Raw genomic sequence first — 22,852 nt, forward strand, 5'->3', positions numbered from 1 at the left:
ATGAAGAAGAATGTGCCAAAATTGCGGTTTCCTGAGTTTGATGGAGAATGGGATGTGAAGAGGTTAGGGGAGTTCTCTGAATGGGCTTCTGGCGGTACACCATCAAAGGAGAATCCAAATTATTGGAATGGTGATATTTCATGGATTAGTGCATCTAGTATGCGTGGAATGAAATATTCAAAATCAGAGAATAAAATTACAGATGAAGGTTTGAAGAATGGTTCAAGAATTGCCATTAAAGGAACTTTGCTAATTCTTGTTCGAGGTAGTATGTTATTTAATACAATACCGATTGGTATTACATTAAATGATGTTGCTTTTAATCAAGATGTAAAATCAATAACAATCGATGAAAAACAAAATACCTTGTATGTTTTGTATTGGTTTTATGCTCATGAGAATATTATATTAAACATGGTTACTGGTACTGGAATAGGTGCTGGTAAGTTAGAGTTGTCGGACTTAAAATCATTAAATCTAACACTCCCTTCTCTTCCCGAACAAACCAAAATCGCTAATTTCCTGACGGCTGTGGATGATAAAATCAGTCAGTTGAAAAAGAAAAAGGAACTGTTGGAGCAGTACAAAAAAGGGGTGATGCAGCAGATCTTCTGTCAGAAACTATGGTTTAAAGATGATAATGGTGCGGACTTTGAAGAGTGGGAAGAGAAAAGGCTGGGAGAGATATTGATTGAACACAAGACTAAGAATTCTAAGAAAAAAGTCGAAGAGGTATTTTCAGTAGCTAAAGCGAAAGGTGTTGTAAATCAGATTGAACATTTAGGACGTTCTTATGCTTCAGAAGACACTTCAAATTATAAGGTAGTTTTTCCAAATGATGTAGTTTACACTAAAAGTCCAACGAGCGATTTTCCATTTGGAATTATAAAACAAAATAAACTGGAAAGAACAGGTATAGTGTCGGTTCTTTATGGTGTGTTTTCCCCAGTTAACAAGAATATTGGTCTGTTGTTGGATTATTATTTTTCAAGTTGGCAGAATACCTATAATTACTTAAATCCACTTGTTCAAAAAGGAGCTAAAAATACAATGAACATTAGCAATGAAACTTTTTTAAGTGGGGCAGAAATATCATTACCAACGTCCGAATTGGAACAAGCCAAGATTGCTAATTTTTTGAACGCCGTTAATGATAAAATCAATCATTGTGGGCAGGAGATAGTAGGTATGGAGCGATGGAAAAAAGGATTGTTGCAAATGATGTTTGTGTAATATAATTATGCATTGAAATATGAAAACGAAACATACGACAAAGATAACCTCCAAAAGTGTAGAGCAAAGTGGACTTCCAACAGATTACAGGAAAGCAATTGCCGAATATATCTGGAATGGATTTGACGCTAATGCCTCTGAAATTCAAATTACAATAAGTTATAATGAAATTAACTTCATTGACCACTTTTCAATTACCGACAATGGTACAGGTATCAATATTGAAAGTATTGATGATACTTTTGGTAATTTCTTAGATTCACAGAAAAGTCAGACTTTTAATAAAGATGGATTTGTAAAAGGGAAAAAGGGAAAAGGTCGATTTTCGTTTGGTCATTTTTCAAATAAAGCAATATGGAATACTGTATATAAAACTGAGAATGACAACTATTTGAATTATAAAATTGAAATAGATAAGAGCAGTCTTAATCATTTCAATACTTCCGATAAAATCATTAGCAAGGTAAAAACAACAGGAACGACAGTCTCTTTTGAGTCATTTACAAAGCTAACCGCCGACTTGATAATAAATGAGTCATTCTATGATTATTTAGCATGTGAATTTGGCTGGTTTTTATTTCTAAACAAAGACTCTGGGTACTCTATCAAGGTTAATGGATACGAGATTGATTACTTGTCAATTATTGATAAGGCACTGGATTTTAATGAAACTTTCGATGATTATCCTTTTGATATTAAGTTTATTCGTTGGAGGAAAAATATTGGAGACAAATATTATTACTATTTCTTGAATCCAGAAAAGAAAGAGATTGAAAGAAAACACACTTCGTTTAACAATAAAACTGAAGACTTTCATCATTCAGTTTATATCGAATCACCATATTTTGAGAACTTCAGACTTTCGAATTCTGATTTGCCAAAGTTGGATTTGGGTTTTAAGGATCAGAATGACAAAGTGTTTAAAGCATTATTAGAGTTTCTGAAAGATAAGCTTTCTATAGAGGAGAAATTATTCATTAAAGAACTTAAAGCCAATGAGTTGATTTTAAAGTTTAATAAGCAGAAGATATTCCCGATATTTAAAAGTGGAAAATATGAACAACTAAGAAAGGTTGACCTTGAGACTGTTGTTAAGGAAATATATTGTATTCAACCAAAAATCTTCCAAGGATTAAATATCCAGCAGAGTAAAACAATTGTTGGGTTCCTAAATTTACTGTTAGATTCAGAACAAAGAGAGGATATTCTTAATATTTTAGATAAGATAGTTCAACTAAGTGATGCAGAGAGGACCGAATTATCGAATGTATTAAATAGGACAAAGCTGTCAGCTATTGTATCATTGGTTAAACTATTAAGAAATAGGTATCTCACAGTTCAGGGATTAAAGGCACTTGTTTTTGATTTTGAGAAATTCACTAATGAACGAGATCATATCCAGCAAGTAGTTGAAAGTAATTATTGGCTTTTTGGGGAACAATACCATTTGGTTTCAGCAGATCAGAATCTCGAAATCTTGTTGAATAATTACTTATCATTCTTGGAAGATGGAAATAAGGAATATCAAAAAATTAATTCTAAGTCTCGACTAAAACGACCAGATATTTTTATTGCAAGGCAAAGCTCCAAGCCAGATACGATAAACAATGAATTGGAAATTGAAGAAAATATTATTGTCGAATTAAAAAGACCTAGTGTTGTAATTGGAAAATCGCAGTTTGACCAGATAGAGGAATATATTAGGCTAATTATAAAGGAACCCAGATTTTCAAGTGAGTTAAGATGTTGGAAGTTATATCTTATTGGAAAAGATGTCGATGAATGGATTATTGACAGATATGAATCTCAAAAATCAAAAGGTCAGCGTTTTTTAGTTGAGTCAGTAAGAAATTATGAAATATATGCTTTAAAATGGGACGACCTTTTTAAGTTGTTTGATATTAGGCATAAACATCTAATAAACAAACTTGAATTTAAAGAATCTATCATTGATGAACTCTCGGAAAATGGATTGCTTGACGGAAAGGATAAATCAAGTGTACTGACTAATGAGTTAATATCCATGGTCAAAACTAATTGATCAAATTTTCTCGGATTCAATATAATTTACATGGCTATTTTGCTCGCCTTGTTCTTAAATAATATAATGATACAGTAATATGACATCCCAGCCCGAACAACTACTTGAAAACAATCTGGTATCCCAGCTTCAATTATTGGGATATACCTATGTATCCATTGCCGACGAGAAAGATTTGTTGGCAAACCTGAAAAATCAATTGGAGAAGCACAATGATATAGAGCTGACAGATAAAGAGTTTGACCGAATATTGAATATATTGAGCAAAGGTTCGGTGTTCGACAAGGCAAAGACACTTAGAGAAAAACAACACATTGTTCGGGACAATGGGGAAAACCTATATTTTGAATTTATCAGCACTGAAAACTGGTGTCAGAACCGATTCCAAGTCTCCAATCAGGTCACAATTGAGGGAAAATATAAAAACCGCTACGATGTAACTTTGCTAATCAACGGTTTGCCATTGGTTCAGATTGAATTGAAACGGAGAGGAATTGAACTAAAAGAAGCCTTCAACCAAATCAATCGTTACCAGCGGCATTCTTTCGGGGCAAGTATCGGGCTATTTCAATACGTTCAGATATTCGTAATTAGTAATGGCGTAAACACTAAATACTACGCTAACAACAAAAATCAAAGCTTTAAACAGACTTTTTTCTGGACGGATGAACAGAACAAGCCCGTCACCCAGCTGGATAAGTTCACCTTTACATTTCTCGATACCTGCCATGTCAGCAAAATGATATGTAAGTACATTGTACTAAATGAAACCAGCAAGATTCCCATGGTACTCAGGCCTTATCAGTATTATGCCGTGGAATCGTTGGTAGAGCGGGTAAGGAATACGACCAAAAACGGGTATGTCTGGCATACGACGGGCAGCGGAAAAACACTGACGTCATTCAAAGCTGCCCAGATATTGATGAACATACCGCATGTGAAGAAGGTTGTCTTTGTGGTTGATCGAAAGGATTTGGATTACCAGACTACCAAAGAGTTCAACAGTTTTAGTAAGGGCAGTATTGATGGGACGGATAGCACTAGCGCATTAGTAAAACAGTTTGCAGATGATACAAAACTAATTGTTACTACCATCCAGAAACTAAACACGGCTATCAGCAAGAAACATCACCAATCGAAAATGGATAAGCTCAAGGAGGAGCGGATTGTTTTCATCTTTGACGAATGCCACCGTAGCCAATTTGGCGAAACACATACCAAAATCAAATCCTATTTCCAGAATATACAGATGTTCGGATTTACTGGCACGCCCATTTTTGCCGAAAATGCAGTTAAGAATGAAATGGGCAAACGTACCACTACCGAACTGTTTGCAGAGTGCCTGCACAAATATGTGATAACGGATGCTATCAGGGACGAGAATGTGCTGAAATTTTCAGTTGAATATGTAGGACGGTACAAAAAGAAAGATAGCGCTACTGATATAGATATTGAGGTGGAGGATATTGATACCAAAGAGCTGATGGAATCACCTAAGCGATTAGAGAAAATCACAGACTTCATTATAGCTAACCATAACCGTAAAACATATAGCAGGGAATATACCGCCATGTTTTGCGTAAGCAGCGTTGAGGTGCTGATTAAATACTACGAGCTATTCAGGCAAAAGAAAGCCACAGAGAGCCATAATTTGCGTATAGCGACCATATTTAGCTTCGCCTCCAACGAGGACGATAAGGACGCTACGGGTTTCCTACCTGAAGAGCTTTCGGTGGTGGAAGAACCAGCCGCTTTGTATGGCTTAAATATCCACAGTAGAGAGAAGCTGGATGATTTTATTGGGGACTACAACGCCATGTACGGCACTAACTTCTCTACGAAAGACAGTGAGTCGTTTTACAACTACTATAACGATATAAGCAAAAAAGTCAAGGAACGCAAGATTGATATATTACTTGTTGTAAATATGTTCCTGACTGGCTTTGATAGTAAGACCCTCAACACTCTGTACGTTGACAAGAATTTGAAGTATCACGGATTGATACAAGCGTATTCCCGCACAAACCGTATTCTGAATGAGCAAAAGTCTCAGGGGAATATTGTAGTATTTCGAAATTTGAAGCAAGCTACAGATGATGCTATTGTCTTGTTTAGTAATAAGGATGCTAAGGATATTATCATAATGCAGCCTTATGAAGAATATATCAGTAAGTTTGATCAGGCATTTATAGAAATGCAGAAGATTGCTCCGACGGTTGATTGTGTATCTGATTTGATGGATGAAAATGAAGAACTGGAATTTATCAAGGCATTTCGGGAATTGATGCGAATAAAGAACGTATTAAGCACATTTGCTGACTTTGGCTTCAATCATTTGTCTATGGATGAGCAGCTATTCAATGACTATAAAAGCAAATACCTCGACCTCTACGAAAAAGTAAAACCCAGCCCTCAGAAGGAAAAGGTTTCGATATTGGAAGATGTGGACTTTGAACTGGAATTGATACACAGGGATGAGATAAATGTAGCTTATATCCTGAATCTACTGGCTAAACTGCATCAAGTCAATGACGATGAACGGGAAAAACGCAAAAAGGAAATTATTGACCTGATTGCTGGAGAAGCACACCTAAGAAGCAAACGGGAACTGATTGAGAAGTTTATCCAGGAAAATCTCCCACACATTGAAAATACTGATGATATTCCAGACGAATTTGAACGGTTCTGGAATGAAGAGCAACAGGAGGCATTCAAAAAGCTTTGTGTGGAGGAAAATCTTTCAGATATAGAGGTTGAGAGGGTAATCAGTGATTATACGTTCTCTGGTCGTGACCCTTTACTTGATGAGCTTCTGGAACTTCGAAATGGGGAAAAGCCTACTTTGTTGGAGCGAAGGAAGACAGGTAGTCGAATTCTCGAAAAGATAAAAGCTTTTATTGATATATTTTTCAATGGGATAAGTGGTAAGTAGTTTCTGTTGAAATATAAAGACGGTAGCTGATAATCTAAGGGAAAGGCAGTAAGTCTGTTTTTAAAGAATGTATTTGGTGTAATGGTATATTGGGCTGTTTAAGTGAAGAAGAGAAAGCCTCCGAACGGTAAAAACACTTAAACCCAAAATCATCTCGTTAATTATCAATAATATCAATTACACTCCAATAAGATGGTATTTACTGGCTATTAGTCATATAAATAGAAGTCCTTTTTTGTCCCTTTAACACATAAACCACTGCATAACATCATATTATATTTCCTGCATCGGCAAATAAACCACTCCTAAAAAACATACAAAACCGCTGTAAAATCAAGTATTTACAACGGTCTTGTGTGTTTTTATCATAACATGAGAGAGCGTTCCCTCTACTTTATCTATATCTTACTTAAACAAATTCAAATCCACAAATTCCCCCATCATTTTGTACCCTATTTCATTGGGATGCAAGAAGTCATGATCATGAACGTCTGACTGAATAGTGTTCAGCTCATTAGGATTCCGCATCATTTTATCAAAATCAATTACCGCATCAAAGCGCCCACTGGTTCTGATCCATTCGTTCACCGCATTGCGGGCAGGATGACGGAAAGGTTTGTCATAAAATGAGCGGGCAAAGGGCAATATTGTGGCTCCATAGACCTTAATTCCCCTGGCGTGCGCTTTATCAATCATCTGTTTATAAGCCTCTATCAGGTCATTTACCACCTGCACAGCATGAATGCTATCTTTTATTCCTCCGATATCATTGATTCCCTCCGAGATAATCAACCATTTTACATGCTGCTGCCCCAGTATATCCCGATCAAAACGAACAACAGCCGGCTCTCCCTGACCACCTCGCACGACGCAATTTCCGCCAATTCCGAGATTCAGGACTGCCCTGTTTCTGGTAGCCTTATTTTTCAAAAGACGTTCTGAAAGAATATCGGTCCAACGGTTAAATTTACTGGTGCCCGAACCGCGTCCGTCGACAATCGAATTACCAAGAACTGCTATCGCGGCAGTCTTTGCGGGAACCAGGACATCGATTCCGGCTGTTGCAAACCAGTGATCGGTTTTGATCGCATTACTGAAGTCTGCCATCAATGATTGATTACCGGCCAAGAGATACGAAGTTGTGCGCGAAGCTGCGTGCCCGCCAATCTGTGGGCCTGCTGCTCCAAAGCAGATGGTTATCGCGACCTTCATTCCCGGCTCCAGGTGAAATGACAAGGGGTCGGAAACGGTTTCTTCATTTGCATTCATGGTGACCTCTTCCTTCCCGCCAAAATGGAGAACTTTGCCGGAAGTGGTCTCTATATCGCTACCGCCTTTTGAGACTGCAATTCCGACAGATTTAAATGTCACGCTATTTTTGCAAAACAGATTGGTAAACTTCACCCGAAGCGTCTCTCCCCCTATCGAAACCCGAACAACCTGACGAAATGTATTATTACTTAAGCCCGGTGCCGGTGCCATGTTATTGGCATCCACAAAATATGGAGCGGTACTCCATGTGCCCACCCATCGTTTTGACGAATTGTTCTTTTTACCTTTAGCAGTCGCATTCAGCGAATTAAAACTTCCAGCTATCAATAAAAAGAGGAATAAGGTTCTTACCGTTGTCAATATCCTGCCTTGCAAAAATACATTTGATTTATATGACATACTACTTATTTTTTTGGCAAGACTATCATTTAGATTCATCAATCCAAATGATAGCCTTTTTCATTTTACTTTCGGAAAAAACTCTCTGTAGGCCCCAGATAGGACGGCTTTTCTCCACCGGTATTAATCACAATTTTCTGAACGGCGACAATCGGATCCACCATAATGACCTTGAAGGTATGGTAACCTGGCTTGTCCACTTTTACAGTTGCCACAAGCTTACGGATGCTTTCTTTGACCGAGGCATCCCAACCGCCGCCATCACGCCCTTCGCCATGAAGGGAACCGACTTTCACTTCCAGAATCTGCGGTGCAGAGTCATCCATTGAAACCGCCAGCTTCATAGTCTGTCCGGCAACAAAGTTGATCGTTGGAGAAATATAAACAGAGGCTTTATGTTCACCCGGCGTGAAGAAATAAATTTTGTAGTCCAATGAATTCTGTCCGGTAACCTGGGCGTTAGTCGGGAAAGGAACCATCGCTGACAACGTTCTTCCCAAGCCCGGAACTTTCTCCCAACTCACCGGCTGTCCGGTTGTTTTCGATGTAAAGTGTTCCGCTTCCATCGAAACCACGCCATTGCTTTCTACAAAACCCTTTAAGTTCTGACGGGTAGGATAAGCCGGATTAGCGACTTTTACATTCACAATAAAATCTTTTCCTGCTGCTGTGATTTTCACCTTTGCCGCAATGCTGTTTCCTACAGGGACCAAATCCCAGTTAACAGATACATCCAGTCTTACCTCATCCGCAACAGTACCCTTTGCTGGCGTGACATTCAACCATTTAGCTGATGCTTTGACTTTATAGGCAAATGGTTTATTCCCTTTATTAAACAGACTAATCCAGTGACTTTCGCGGGTATATGTGTTGAATTCAGGTAGTTCGAATTGAGTATCGGCAACATTCAGTGCCGAATCATCACAACCTTCTACGGCAACAGCAGGTTGCGCCATATTATTGCCGGATACTAATTTCACTTGCGGCATTATATTGGTTTTGGGGTCGTTCCAACTGGTATATCCGATGTGTGTTTGAGTCATCATTCCGTTCCATCGTCCATTCCCGATTGTATGATATTCTACCGATAACAGGCTATCCGTCCGGAAACAAGAACGTGCTTTTTCGGCCCATTTGTTAGCTACTACTCCATCCTTAGCCGCATAAAACCGGTTTTGAGCAACAGCATAATAAAGCTCATGAAGAGTTGCAGAAGCTTTAGCCGGATGAAGGACTAACTGGAAGAAAGCATCGCGGTATTCGGCTGGAATTACCTTATAGATTGAATCTGCCTTTTGAGCAATCCGATTATAATCAGCAACCGCTGTTTCGGCTTCGTTATAGTTCTCCCGGCTATAGGTACTCGCATTGAGCAATTCTGGTTTACAACGACTATTATACATTGTGTACTTTTCCATGATCTCTGCAACATTAGCGGCATACTTCGATCCGAATTCACGTTCGGCCCACAAACGGCAGTGTTCTCCAATCTGATCTTTTCCTAAGCGCTTAGGATTCCAGGCCAGATCCATAAAAAATTCAATCGGATATTCCATGGGTTTAATATCCCCCACATTTACAATCCAAAGACGGTCTGCACCATAGTCATACGCCTTGCTCATCTGCTCCCAGATTTTGGCTGTCTGATTTGTGTTAATCCATTTATAACTGCGCGGAGCCCCCACATAGTCGAAATGGTAATAGATTCCGGCACCTCCTGAACGCTTACGTTCCAGATCTGTCGGTACACGACGCAGGTTTCCCCAGTTATCGTCACACCAAAGCATGGTTATATCATCAGGCACCCGCATGCCGTGCTCATAGTAATCCTGAACCTCTTTATACAATGCCCATACCTGCGGAACATTGGCTGCTCCCCGGGGAAAGTATTTTGACAAAATCTGACGTTGGTCGGTAACAATATTTTCCAGTAGCTTTACATTAGCATCCATATCACTGGATGCAGACATCCTCTCATCGCCGTCACCGCGCATCCCGATGGTTACGACACTTTCAAAATCTTTATTACGAGCAATTCCATCCTCCCAGAATTTATAAAGTCCTTCTTTGTTCCTCTCATAATTCCAGGGCCCTTTACCTACCCTTTTCCACTCTTGTTGCGAACGAATCATCGGTTCATGATGTGATGTACCCATCACAATGCCGTATTCATCAGCAAGCTTCGGGTTTAACGGATCATCCATATTGAACGCACCCCACCACATCGCCGGCCAAAGGTAGTTACCACGAAGACGAAGAATCAAATCAAAAACATGGGTGTAAAATTTGCTGTTTAGACCACCGAATTTCCACGCAACCCAGGTCGCAATTGCCGGGGCTTCATCGTTGATAAAAATACCGCGATACTTCACGGCAGGTTCACCGCGGGTAAAAGTTCCATTCTTCACCCAAATCTCTTTGTGCGAAGCGACAGGAACATCAGCCCACCAATTCCAGGGAGAAACTCCGATCTGTTCTGAAATGTCATACATTCCATAGATGGTTCCCCGTTTATCACTACCGGCTATGACCAGAGCTGATTCTACTCCGGGTAAAGGATTCGCAACGGTTTCTATTTTGAAAGTTTCCCATTTGCCTTTAAGATTTGACACATCTATTTTACCGGAAGCAATCAACTGATCAATCAGCTTGCTTTTTCCTATTGTACCAACAATAATAGCTTTGGCAGGGAGTGTTTCAGTCTCCAAAACGGATGGTTCCAGGGAGCTTACCCGTCGGATATCATTGGACAATTCTCCTGCGACCCTCTTAACACCCGGATAATCGGCGACGGAAATAATTATAGGTAATGCTGCACCATTGGCAACCAGCGGAAGAGTGTTATTCTGTTTTTGAAAATAAATGTACTGTTCGTAGCCGACAGCATAAGATTTCCCTGCTATACAAATGATGAGTAATAGCAAAAAACTACGAATCTGAAAAGATTTCATGACATGATTTTATCTAAGGGTTAAATAATTGAATGCCGGGTACCGAAGGGTTACCTTCGGCACCCGGCATCAAAAGAAGATTCTAAATGTAAAACTAACAAGTTTTATTGTACTGACCTAATTAAACCCCGCTATATGCTGAAAATCCGCCATCTACCGGTAAAACCACACCGGTAATAAAGCTGGCTGCTTCGCTGCAAAGGAACTGAATAGCGCCATTCAATTCATTAATATCACCGAAGCGGTTCATCGGTGTTTTGGCCAGTACCTTTTTACTGCGGTCAGTCAATGATCCATCCGGATTCAACAATACAGCACGGTTTTGGTCACCGATAAAGAAGCCCGGAGCCAAAGCATTTACCCGAACTTTATCTCCATATTTCATGGCAAACTCCATAGCCAACCACTGGGTAAAATTGCTGATACCTGCTTTGGATACCGAATAGCCGGGTACGCGGGTAATTGCACTGTAAGCAGTCATAGATGACATGTTGATGATACTTCCGCTCCCCTGCTCCGCCATTACTTTTCCGAAAACGATACTTGGGTAAACGGTTCCGTTTAGGTTCAGGTTGGTTACCTTTTCCCAGTCGGAGATTTTCATATCAAAGATATGCTGATCCGGATTCAATGTTGCACCGGGCAGATTACCTCCGGCGATATTCAGCAGAATATCAATACGCCCCCATTTTTCCACAATCTGCTTTGCCGTATTTTCCAGACTTTCGATGTCAAGAACATTTCCGACGTATCCAATTACATCGCCACCCAATTCTTTCAGTTCGGCTACTCTTGCATCCAACTGCTCCTGACGAAGGTCAAGTGCAACTACTTTAGCGCCTGCTTTTACAAAGCTACGGGCTACGCTTCCGCCCAATACGCCACCGGCACCGGTGATTACAGCCACCTTTCCGGCAATACTAAACATTTCGTTCATAATAATTATTTCACTTATTATCGGGATAAATCGTCTTTTACCACTGCCATCATACCTTCTACCTGAGCCAAAGCCAACATGCGGCCATGGAAAGAGTAACCGGCATTGTAACCTTTATCGGCGTCTTCCAGCATCAACCGGCCATGATCTACTCGCATAGGCAATTCCGGATTTTCTTTTTCAAAAATGCGAATCACTTCGATCAGGCGACCACGTCCATCCAGGTGTGATGATTCGATGAAGTTGCCGTTTTCCAACACATTCGTACTACGGAGGTGCACAAAGTGGGTGCGTTTAGCAAATTTAGCAGCCAATGCAGGGACATCATTGTGAATGCCTGCACTTAACGAACCGGCACAAAAAGTCAATCCATTATGAGGATTATCTACGGCATTGAGGAACCAATTGATATCGTCCTCACAGGTTACGATGCGGGGTAAGCCCAATACGGCAAAGGGAGGATCATCAGGATGCACACACATGTTCACGCCATATTCCTCACAAACCGGCATTACGGCAGCGAGGAAATAACGCATGTTTTCACGCAACTTATCGCGATTAATGCCTTCGTAGAGTTTCAATAGATTTGCAAATTTCTCAACCGGATTCAAATCCCCTTCGCTGATGTTTCCATTTACAAACCCCTGGGTTTTTACGATGATGCTATCGATCAGCTCGTCTTTCTCCGCCTGAGTGATGACTTTGTCAAGGGCTTCTACTTTAGCCAGTTCTTCATTTGTGTAGTCTTTTTCCGCTCCTTCACGTTGCAAAATACGGGTATCAAAGTAGGCAAAACGCACTTTGTCAAAATAGAGAGAAGAAGAGCCATCGGCCCACGGATGATAAAGATCGGTTCGAATCCAGTCGATCACCGGCATAAAGTTGTAGCATACGGTTTTCACACCGCATTTTCCAAGATTAGCCAGGCTCACTTTGTAGTTTTCGATAAGCTGGTCACGTTCCGAACCGGCATATTTAATTGCTTCCGAAACAGGAAGACTTTCCACCACTGACCAACGAAGGCCATGTGATTCGATATAATTCTTGAGATCTTCAATTGCTTCTACCGTCCAGATTTCCCCGTTGGGAATATCGTGCAAGGCGGTTACAATACCTTCCACTCCGATTTGTCTCAGCATCGAAAGCGTAATCTTATCTTTCTTGCCAAACCAACGCCATGTTTTTTCCATAAGTAACTATTTATTTATTGAGAGATTTCCAGTAATTCTTTGATAAAGGAAAGGGAAGAAATGAATTACTCATCTCCTCCCTCACTCACCACTTAACCATCTGACTATTAATCACAGGTGTAATCATACAAAATAGCTATTACCACAAACTACTTTATTTAATATCATCAAAGCCCACCACCATTGATGGTTTTAATCGTTCCGTCTTCATTATACTCCAGTTCCGCAACTTTCAGACTGCGAAGCCAGGTTCTTCCGCCTGAAGGGACGCTGTCATGGTGAAACAGATACCATTTCCCCTTAAACTCAGCAATACAATGGTGTGTAGTCCAACCCACTACCGGAGTTAAAATTACTCCCTGATAGGTAAATGGTCCATACAGATTATCACCAATGGCATAACAAAGCAAATGTGTATCACCCGTTGAATAGGAGAAATAGTATTTTCCGTTATACTTGTGCATCCAGGATGCTTCGAAGAAACGACGTTCGTGATCGCCGGATTTCAGCGGTTCCCCATTTTCATCCAAAATAACAATCGGACGAGGCTCTTCGGCAAATCCAAGCATATCATCACTCAGTTTTACGACTCTGGATGGCAGTGCCGGTTCATCATCAGCTGGTTCGTGACCGCATTCGATGGCTTTGTTATCGCGGTAGCGTTGCAATTGACCACCCCATAATCCTCCAAAGTACATGTAGTGATTACCGTCTTCTTCAAACACACAAGGGTCAATCGAGTAACTGCCTTTTATCGGATCAGATTCCGGTATAAAAGGTCCTTCGGGACGATCACTGACCGCAACACCGATGTGGAAAACGTCATTCTTATCTTTCAGGGGAAAATACAAGTAGTATTTTCCGTCTTTGTATGCTGCATCGCAGTCCCACAACTGACGACCTGCCCACGGAATATCTTTCACATCCAGAGCGACACCGTGGTCGGTCACGTCACCATCAATATCATCCATGGAAAATACATGGTAATCGCGCATATCGAAATGATCGCCGTTATCATTTTCCGGAATTCCTGATTCGATATCATGTGACGGATAGATGTAAAGTTTTCCATTAAATACGTGTACTGCCGGATCGGCTGTGTAAAGATGGGGCACTAAATATCTTGGCTTTTGCATAAAATCTGATTTGCCCTTAGGGCTATTTGAATATTAAATCTATTAAAAATATCATTCTGAATATATGGGATAAATACTCGGTTGTATCCCAACCTCTGCATTCTATTTTGAGCTTTTACGACGTTCGGTCAACTCAGTCTGAATCTGAGTCTCTTTACTCTTATTGATTTCATAGAAAAACAGACAGGCAACGCTAACGCAGAATGTCAACGTCGGGAAAACGCTCATGGACAAACGGATACCGCTAATGGTTTCAGGAGATTGTACCGGCAACTGTTGGTCATAACCATACGAAGCCAGAATACCTGCCACCAAAGCACCACCAATGCTCAGCCCGGCTTTCAATCCGAAAATCATCGCAGAGAAGATAATTGCAGTAGCCCGGCGGTTGTTTTTCCATTCGGAATAGTCTGCCACGTCAGCAATCATTGCCCACAACAAAGGCGTTGAGATTCCATAGAAAAATCCGTGAGCGAGTTGGGTCAAAAACACCAACGCAATCGACTGCGGTGCAAAAAAATAGAACAACAAAAGACACAATGCTGAGACGAACAGACTGGTTCCGAATACATCACGCTTTCCAAAGCGGTCAGCTAATGTTTTGGAAAAACCGATACCAACCATCATCATAATAATACCACCGGCATTAAACAAACTGAAGGCAGATGTCGGAGCATCTTTCGGCCAGGTAAATCCATGTAATCCCATATTCACCAACAGACCATTCAGTCCGGCAATAAAACCGTTAAATCCGATATTCTGCAGGAATGAAGTCAAAGAGTCACCATTCAGGTAATTCTTAAAATAGAAAACGTACATTCCACCTTTCAATGACAAGGTTATGAATATGAATACGGTAAGAACCAGCATCGCAATCCAGGGCTTATTTCGGGAAAGGTCTTTTACATCGTCTTTGATACTTGACTTTTGTTCAGCAGTCGGGATAATCCGTTCTTTTGTAGTCAGGAAGGTGATGATAAAGAAAATCACTCCGGTTACAGCAAAAATAGCCATTACGTGTTCAAAGCCTTTCGTTTTGTCGCCATCGCCCAAAATCAAAACCAACGGTAACAATAACCCCTGAACAATAAACTGTGCTACCATTACCGCCACAAAACGGTAAGATGAGATACTGTTACGCTCAGCCATATCCCCGGTGAGAACTCCACTCAGTGATGCATAAGGCAGGTTATTAGCCGAATAGGCAATCACCAACAAAATGTATGTAATCAGGGCATACGCGATTTTACCGGTCGGACTAAAGCCTGGTGTACTGAATGCCAGCATCGCAATAATACCAAACGGCAGGGCTGTCCACAAAATCCAGGGACGGAATTTACCCCAGCGCGTCATGGTACGGTCTGCTATGATACCCATTACCGGATTGAAAAATGCACCAATCATTCCCCCGGTGAAAATAATTGCCGAGGCTGTTCCCGGCGGAATTTTATATACGTCGGTATAAAAGAATGCGAGAAACGTCATTAAAGTCTGAAAAATCAGATTGGCCGCTAAGTCGCCCAAACTATAACCTACTTTTTCGACAAATGAAACTTTTTGAGATGTGTTGTCCATTGATCTGATTATTTTGAAATTTTATTTTGCTGCACTTGTTGCATAAAGTCCGATGCAGGCACCGATGAATCCGCCGGAGCGTCTGGTACTCAGATTGGCCGCATCAGCATTTGCATATAAGGTTTTCCATGTCTTACCGTCTGTGCTGTAAAGGAAATCGTAATAACGCCCTTTACCTATGACCTTCAGGGATATCGGTAGATTTGATTCTTGCGATGACAATGCAACAGAAGCCAATGTCACTTTATCCTTTTCTATACGGTTGAGAATCAATGAAGGGACACCATTTGCGATTGTTTTACCTGCCACCAATTGATAAGCTTCATTCTGGAAGAAAGTAATTCCGGCAAAATCTTTTTCCGATGCGGGCGAAAATTCCAGTTGTGTTTCCATCTCAAAGGATAAATGCTGTTGTCTGCGGAAAATTGCTGAAGGACTTTTGCGCTCTTCAATATTCACCGGAAGTGGCTTGATATTCAGTTTGCCATTTTCCAAAGTATAGAATTGTTCTTTGGGAGTACGGACGTAAATCCACGAATTATCCAGTTTGTTGGAATTAAATTCTTCGTTGTACACAAAGTTTCCTGTCAAAGGATATTTGGTAGTCGATAAGCCGGCTTTGTTCACAACTGTCGGGATAACTTTACCCTTCGGTAATATTTCCGGAAAACCTTTTTTCCAGACTACAGGCAATAAATAGGTCTCCCGTCCGGTATTAATAAGGTTATCTTCATACGGGCGACTGGCCAGAAAGACTGCCCACCAGTCCCCTTTCGGAGTCTGAATCAAATCGGCATGTCCTGCACAAGTTACCCGTTCCGGACGATTATCCGGCAGGTCCCGCTGAGTCAGGATAGGGTTTGCTTTTGCCTCTTCAAACGGCCCCCAGGGTGATTTACTACGCAATACCACCTCTGAGTGATCGGTATCGGTTCCTCCCTCGGCACACATCAGATAGTAATAACCATTGATTTTGTATATGTGAGGGCCTTCAATCCAGATCGGTTTGCGTTCAATGTGCGTACCTCCTCTCAGGATTTCTTTAAATTTCCCCGTGATTTTATCGGTTTTCACATCAAATTCATAAAGACGGATGGCCCGTTGCTGATTCCAATCCGGAGTGCCGTTAGGCGCTGCATTGTGTACGATGTAGCCTTTCCCGTCTTCATCAAAGAAAAATGAAGGGTCTATACCATCAATATCGGGTAATTGAATCGGATCACTCCACCCCTTCTCCGGATCTTTAGATTTCACGAAAAAATTTCCAATGCCATAGGCACTGGTAGTGATCATATAGAAAGTATCGTTGTGCGGATTATATTCTATTGCAGGTGCGAATATTCCCTGAGAAATTCCCTGATTGGTCAGGTTTAATTGCGATGGTCTGTCCAGTACATGGCCAATCTGAGTCCAGTTGACCAGATCTTTACTTTTAAAAATAGGGACTCCGGGATAAAAGCTGAATGAGGAATTCACCAGATAATAGGTATCACCTTTGCGACAAATGGAGGGATCGGGATAAAAACCGGCAATCACCGGATTCAGGTATTGATTCTTCGGATCAATCTTTTTATCGAAACGGGCATCTTTTCCCTTATACTTAAAATAGCCGAAAGAGGCCGTTTGTCCGATCACCTCTGTATTGGACAAGAATATCATACCTGCTGTGATTAAGCCGGCAGTCAATGCTTTTTTTACCTTCATTTTTTTGAAAACTATTATTGAGAACAAGTTTGATCGTTTTTATTGTCTCTGGTTTGAATATCCACCAGTTGTTAAATATCAACGAGAGCTATCACAAAAGTAGAATCTGACCACGCCATGCCTTTACAGAAATAGATATTCTTGTTGTAATAATAGACTTCAATGCCTTCAGATACCCCGGATTGACTTTTTATTACACCCTGTTTGAGATTCGTCTGCCCTTGAAAATGAAAAAGTCCGGCTTTCACCGGACTTTCCACTCAAATCACCATCAATTCTGTTGAGCTGCTTTTATTATTTTTTCCACTACCGGTTTAGCCTGATATTTTCTGTCAAACAGCAACGGATAGTCTGTACGTCCGGGAATTGGCCAACCATTCTTCCATGATTGGGAATCATCCACACCCCATAAAGTAACGCGGGTAATGACATCCTTATATTTCAGGAAGAGCTTAAAGAAGTCCATGTATCGTTTTTCGAAAACAGCATTCACTGAATCCGGTAAACCATTAACGTATAGGTCTGATTTATTTTTGTATTGAATCTGAGCTGACACATCCGCACCAACACTCCAGTCCATCGGGAGCACGGAAATATCCATTTCGGTAATCATCACCTTTACCCCAAGTGCAGCAAAATCTTTGATTGTTTGCTCATACTCTTCAAGAGTAGGGGTATCGAGTCCGATATGGCATTGCTCACCCACTGCATCAATCCTGACACCCTGCTCTTTAAGTTTCTTGACCATAGCCACTGCCCCTTTGCGTTTAACCGAATTGGTCAGTGAATAGTCATTGTAATAAAGTTCGGCTTTAGGATCAGCCTCGTGTGCAAACTGGAATGCAAGTTTGATAAAATCTTCACCAATGATTCGATAAAACTTACTCTTCCTCAACGAACCGTCTCTGTCATCAATTACCTCATTTACCACATCCCAGCCTTTGATTTTTCCTTTATATCTGCCTACTACAGTATAAATATGTTTTTTCATCCGCTCAATCAAGACTTCCCGCGATACATCTTTTCCATTTTTATCTTTGAAAAACCAGGAAGGTGTCTGGGAATGCCATACGAGGTTATGCCCTGTGATAAACTTATGGTTTTTCACTCCAAATTCCACGAACTTGTCTGCCAAAGAAAAATCAAAAACATTTTCTTTGGGATGAATAGGCCCCATTTTCATACAGTTCTCAGCAACTATGGCATCGAATTGTGACTTTATCACTCTCACAGCAGCGGTATCTTTTCCAGTAATCTGCTGCGCATTCAGTGCTGTACCGATATGGAACTTTCCGGCAAAGGCATCTTTTAGAGTTGGTTGCTGACTATAAATCTGAGATGAGGATATGGCTAACAACACTCCTATAGCCATAACCAAATTCCGTTTTTTCTTTTGCATTACTATTTGAATTTAAGATAGGTATTTCCCTAAATATGAATTTAATAAATCACGATCTTTTTACCTCCGCGGATATACACAACACCTCGTTTTGGCTCATTGACGCGACGGCCCCAAATGTCGTAAATCGTATTATCCATCACGCTATCCATCTTAATCACCTCAACGGCTGCGGCAGTTTCATCAAGTTTCAACGAAAGAGAAGATGCTGTAACTATCTGGCTTGGCATCAGATATGCACCGAAAGGATTGATGGTCGGTTCTGTTCCGCTGGTTACTTTATAGAAGGCAGTCACTCCATTAACCGTTTTGAGTGAAAAACTACCGGCCGGAGCTTTTACAGCGATATATACTCCAGTCATATCATTTACCTTTAATGCATGAGGCGTCGAAACACTGCCAGTTCCTTCAAATGTAAAAGTTCCTGTTCCTTTTATCAGTACTGGAGTGTTCGCCGGGATTTTGTTATTGGCAATCATCTTACAGGCAACTTCGGTAGTGGAATATTGCAGGGTATATGCCTTTACATTGGCAGGAATAATTGCTTCGAATGGCAAAGTCATGATTCCGTATCCGTCAAATGTGCGACTGTATGAAGCAGCCGTTGCTGTGAAGTTTTTTGGAGCATAAAAGTCACCAGCTGTATCAGAAAGTGAGAGCTTTCCGCAAGTCGTTCCGGCAATAACATTGGTATTGTTATTGGCCACATCTCCACCTACGTAATATATACAGTTCTTGTTAGCAGCAAATGCATTCCAATCCTGAGCTGAAGTAATACCGGTTGTTCCAGTATAATCAAGCGATGTGTAATAAGCATCCTCCAGGCAATCCAGCTCGTTGCTGTCCCCTTTGCTGTAAACACCGGTAAACTTAAATCCCTTTTCATTTCCCATCCTGAAATAGACATCGCCAAAAGTGATGGTCAATACAGAGCTATAATTGGAATTGCTGATTCCAAGAATTCCGGCACAACCGTCTGTCAATACACTACGGGAAATATCCAGTATCCAGTCATAATTACCGTTCTGGTTGTAGTTGATGGTTCCGTAATTATGAGAACTGACAGCTCCACTATTGTTGATATAATAGAGAGTTGTGTTAGAGGAAGTATAGTTTAGTGCTGATGTAATGCTGTTTATATGCAAAACCAGTTGGTTGTAGTTATCATCCAGCTTCAGGTAACCATTACCATTCGTTTTATTGAAACTAATCAGATAATGGCTGTTATCAAACGTTACGGTTTTTCCACTCAACTGATACCCCGTTCCAAAAGCCGTATTCGTGACCGCCTGATTATCTATCTTGCTGTAGTGGAGTATCTGACCGGTCATCTGTGATGCCGGACGCTCACTGCTTTTAGTAAAAATAAGTGTCGTAATACTTGAAGCATCGATACTTACTTTCGGGCGACAAGTTTCTGTACCAAGGCTTATAGATGAGGACGAAGCATTCAATGTTTCTGTTGTCTTAATCATTTTACCGGAAGTAGAATAAAATGGCAAATCGACAGTCACATTATAGTTATCGCCAGATGGATTGACAATCATCACAATTACACTATCACCAGTCACCGAAAGATAGGAAGAACCGCTTAACTTATTTGTAGCATCACTCCACACGTTTTCGATACGCATAGTACCTGTCGTATATTTTGCAAACTGGGAAAGAATATACCCCCGCTTGGTAATCGCACCCGCTGTAGTACCATACTGGCCATCCCCCAACATACCGTAAAAACGTTTCGAAGCGTAATGAATCCAGGCATTGACGTTAGCCTGCAAGGCAGTATTGATTCCATTTACAAAAGAGAAAGCATCTGTTGCCCAACTGAAATCGCGAGTGGTTGTCGTATTGGCATTCCAGTTAATCAGGTATTCCGTCATCCAGGCTTCTTTACCTTTTGCCTGAAGTTGCTTAAATCCACTTTGAAGAGCACCATATTGGTGACCTGCGTAAATATCAAACTGAGACAACACATCATCAGCTAACATCGCACTTGAATAATTATCAGACATACCCACACTTTCCGGAGCAATCACCTTACAATCAATATAGCTTCTGTAATTCGTCAGGAAGTTGGCAATCTGAGTAGGAGTCCAGATACATCCGGCATACGAGGCCTTCTCATCCGGCTCGTTTTGGATAGAGATAGCATCGAGTTCGACACCATTATTACGCATATAAAGGACAAAATCATTCAGGTAATTGGCATAATCGGCATAATTTTCTTCTTTCAGGGAAGTCGTTTGCTGTACACCGTTTGCGTCGGTATATGTAGCATTAACGGTATTATAGGTCTTCCATTCAGCCGGCATAGACCAGGGACTGGCAAATAAGGTAAGCCCGAGAGACTTAGCCAGCTTGGCTGTTTCCAGGCATTGGCTCCAGGTATCTTCTCCGATAGGAATGTAAATACGCATAATATTACATCCAAGATCACTGTTTTTGCCCCACACTTTTTTGATTTCATCGGTCGTCATGTGATTATAGGCAAATTGCGGACTATTTACGAATCCGCCAAAACCGGTTATTTTCTGATAGGTGGTACTCTTGTTAACTCTGACCGTTGCCGTCTGGAGGGTGGCAACAGCATTTAAATGCAGCAAAATACCGATAGTTAGCAATACAATAGATTTGAAGTAGGTGTGTCTCATGTGTTTAGATTTTATGATGCCCAAAGGTAATCCAAAGACCTTGCAGCGACTTATAATTCTGGTTCTCTGATTTTCATTTTTAGATAAATGAGATATTTACTTTGATTCAACATTGTATCTATCCTGCAAATTACGCAGAAGTATTCACGAAACCATATCTAAGATTTTTTTATCGGAAAAAGAAAGACGTCCTGACTAATTAGATATTTTGCCTAAGAAATCCACACATTAAAGCTGTAAACCCCTTTTAGTTTCGGTTGCATATGCCAGCCGGGAGGTTGTTTTTTCCCTAAATCTTAAGCGAAACTATAGACAAAACGGGGATTTACGCTATTGCCAAAGTGGCATAAATTGACCTATCTCAGTTTGGAAGATTTGTATCTGATATTATAAACGACTTATCTGTTATCTAAACACCCTATAAATGTTTATCTATAAATTTAACTTTCATAAAAAACAAACTAAAAACAGCAAATCTACAGATACAAGTTTCATTTGAATAAGACTTCAAATGAATAATGAAATAAAGGTAAAACGAGCATGATTCGTTAAACATAATTGCGGAAGCATTCATCATGCGGATGTTACCCAAACACTAATAATTTATTATCGCTATGAAAAAGCTACTTTTAGTTTTAACATTGAGCATTTGCTCTTTTGTAATGTCTTATTCGCAAAAGACAAACTATTTCCCATTATCAACGTTTAACAAGGACATTTGGAATCCTAAGGGATATGCTTCATTTGATGCAGAAACAGGAGCCTTTATTGCAGATCAATATGGTTTTGGAGGATGGAAATCTGACACGCCATTGGATTTATCAGGTTATAAATATCTTGTAATGAACTTTAATACTGACCCTGCTGGCACCGCAGCAAGTTTAAGAGTATTTGACGAGAACAGTTACTGGGTACTTCCGGCCAGAGCGACCTTTGTGACTGCTACCCAAGCCGTCATAGATCTTACTAGTGTGCATAAAACTAATGATGCCGGAGATACTGATAACGGAGCGCTCAACCCTGCGAATATTTATATTGTAGGAGTATGGACATTAGGGTGGTCTGGAGTTGACGGAGCAAAAAACAATGCAGTTTCAATAAAAGACTGCTATGTTACGAATAATGAAGACTATACTAGAACAACAACAGGTATAGATTTGCTTAATAACAATGAAAACAAACTGGTTGATGTATATACTCTATTGGGAGTACGTATCCGTTCTAAAGTACTTGAAAAAGAGGCTATACGTGGTCTTACCAAAGGTTTATACCTGATCGGCAACAAAAAAGTTATGGTAACTGATAACACGAAATAATACCTTTTAAAAGTCAACTTCGGGTAAAAAACAACACCTGTCAATTGATAAAAAGAGCTGTATCGTTTCACTAAAAGAGCAGTATCATCATCGCAAATGATACTGCTCTTTGT

Annotated in this window: 13 protein-coding genes; 4 read left to right on the plus strand and 9 right to left on the minus strand. The window is 40.5% G+C overall.

Features of this window, described 5'->3' with window-relative positions:
• From MLE17_RS14150 to MLE17_RS14160, 3 genes are all read left to right on the plus strand, one after another.
• Positions 1–1,233 carry a restriction endonuclease subunit S gene (locus MLE17_RS14150; RefSeq protein ID WP_243349365.1) on the plus strand — a complete coding sequence of 411 codons (1,233 nt, stop codon included), beginning with the start codon at positions 1–3 and terminating at the stop codon, positions 1,231–1,233.
• A gap of 19 nt (positions 1,234–1,252) precedes the next feature.
• A complete protein-coding gene (locus MLE17_RS14155; protein WP_243349366.1) occupies positions 1,253–3,274 on the plus strand; it encodes an ATP-binding protein in 2,022 nt (673 codons plus the stop codon).
• Positions 3,275–3,353: 79 nt separating this feature from the next.
• A complete protein-coding gene (locus MLE17_RS14160) occupies positions 3,354–6,206 on the plus strand; it encodes a type I restriction endonuclease subunit R (RefSeq protein WP_243349367.1) in 2,853 nt (950 codons plus the stop codon).
• A 405-nt stretch (positions 6,207–6,611) separates the two neighbouring features.
• Here the strand turns inward: MLE17_RS14160 and MLE17_RS14165 are convergent, their stop codons facing one another.
• From MLE17_RS14165 to MLE17_RS14205, 9 genes are all read right to left on the minus strand, one after another.
• Complete coding sequence (locus tag MLE17_RS14165) at positions 6,612–7,877, minus strand: SGNH/GDSL hydrolase family protein (protein WP_243349368.1); 1,266 nt, start codon at positions 7,875–7,877, stop codon at positions 6,612–6,614.
• Between the two features lie 65 nt (positions 7,878–7,942).
• Entirely contained in the window at positions 7,943–10,828 is a 2,886-nt protein-coding gene (locus tag MLE17_RS14170; RefSeq protein WP_243349369.1) for a glycosyl hydrolase 115 family protein, read from the minus strand.
• Positions 10,829–10,949: 121 nt separating this feature from the next.
• Entirely contained in the window at positions 10,950–11,765 is an 816-nt protein-coding gene (locus MLE17_RS14175; protein ID WP_243349370.1) for an SDR family oxidoreductase, read from the minus strand.
• A gap of 17 nt (positions 11,766–11,782) precedes the next feature.
• Positions 11,783–12,955: a mannonate dehydratase gene (gene uxuA / locus MLE17_RS14180; protein ID WP_243349371.1), complete on the minus strand. Its 1,173-nt coding sequence runs from the start codon at positions 12,953–12,955 to the stop codon at positions 11,783–11,785.
• Between the two features lie 167 nt (positions 12,956–13,122).
• Complete coding sequence (locus MLE17_RS14185) at positions 13,123–14,091, minus strand: glycoside hydrolase family 43 protein (RefSeq protein ID WP_243349372.1); 969 nt, start codon at positions 14,089–14,091, stop codon at positions 13,123–13,125.
• A 102-nt stretch (positions 14,092–14,193) separates the two neighbouring features.
• Positions 14,194–15,666 carry an MFS transporter gene (locus tag MLE17_RS14190; protein ID WP_243349373.1) on the minus strand — a complete coding sequence of 491 codons (1,473 nt, stop codon included), beginning with the start codon at positions 15,664–15,666 and terminating at the stop codon, positions 14,194–14,196.
• Between the two features lie 21 nt (positions 15,667–15,687).
• Positions 15,688–17,370, minus strand: coding sequence for a glycoside hydrolase family 43 protein (locus tag MLE17_RS14195; protein WP_317236635.1), 1,683 nt, complete (start codon positions 17,368–17,370; stop codon positions 15,688–15,690).
• Between the two features lie 271 nt (positions 17,371–17,641).
• Positions 17,642–18,769, minus strand: a complete 1,128-nt coding sequence (locus MLE17_RS14200; RefSeq protein WP_243349374.1) for an endo-1,4-beta-xylanase — start codon at positions 18,767–18,769, stop codon at positions 17,642–17,644.
• Positions 18,770–18,810: 41 nt separating this feature from the next.
• On the minus strand, positions 18,811–21,423 hold the full coding sequence (locus MLE17_RS14205; RefSeq protein WP_243349375.1) for a hypothetical protein: 2,613 nt from the start codon (positions 21,421–21,423) through the stop codon (positions 18,811–18,813).
• A 614-nt stretch (positions 21,424–22,037) separates the two neighbouring features.
• Between MLE17_RS14205 and MLE17_RS14210 the strand changes: the two genes are divergently transcribed.
• Positions 22,038–22,739, plus strand: a complete 702-nt coding sequence (locus MLE17_RS14210; RefSeq protein ID WP_243349376.1) for a hypothetical protein — start codon at positions 22,038–22,040, stop codon at positions 22,737–22,739.
• The last annotated feature ends 113 nt before the right edge of the window (positions 22,740–22,852 follow it).

Source organism: Parabacteroides sp. FAFU027 (genome assembly GCF_022808675.1).
In the GTDB taxonomy this organism is placed as follows: Bacteria; Bacteroidota; Bacteroidia; order Bacteroidales; family UBA7332; genus CAXXIC01.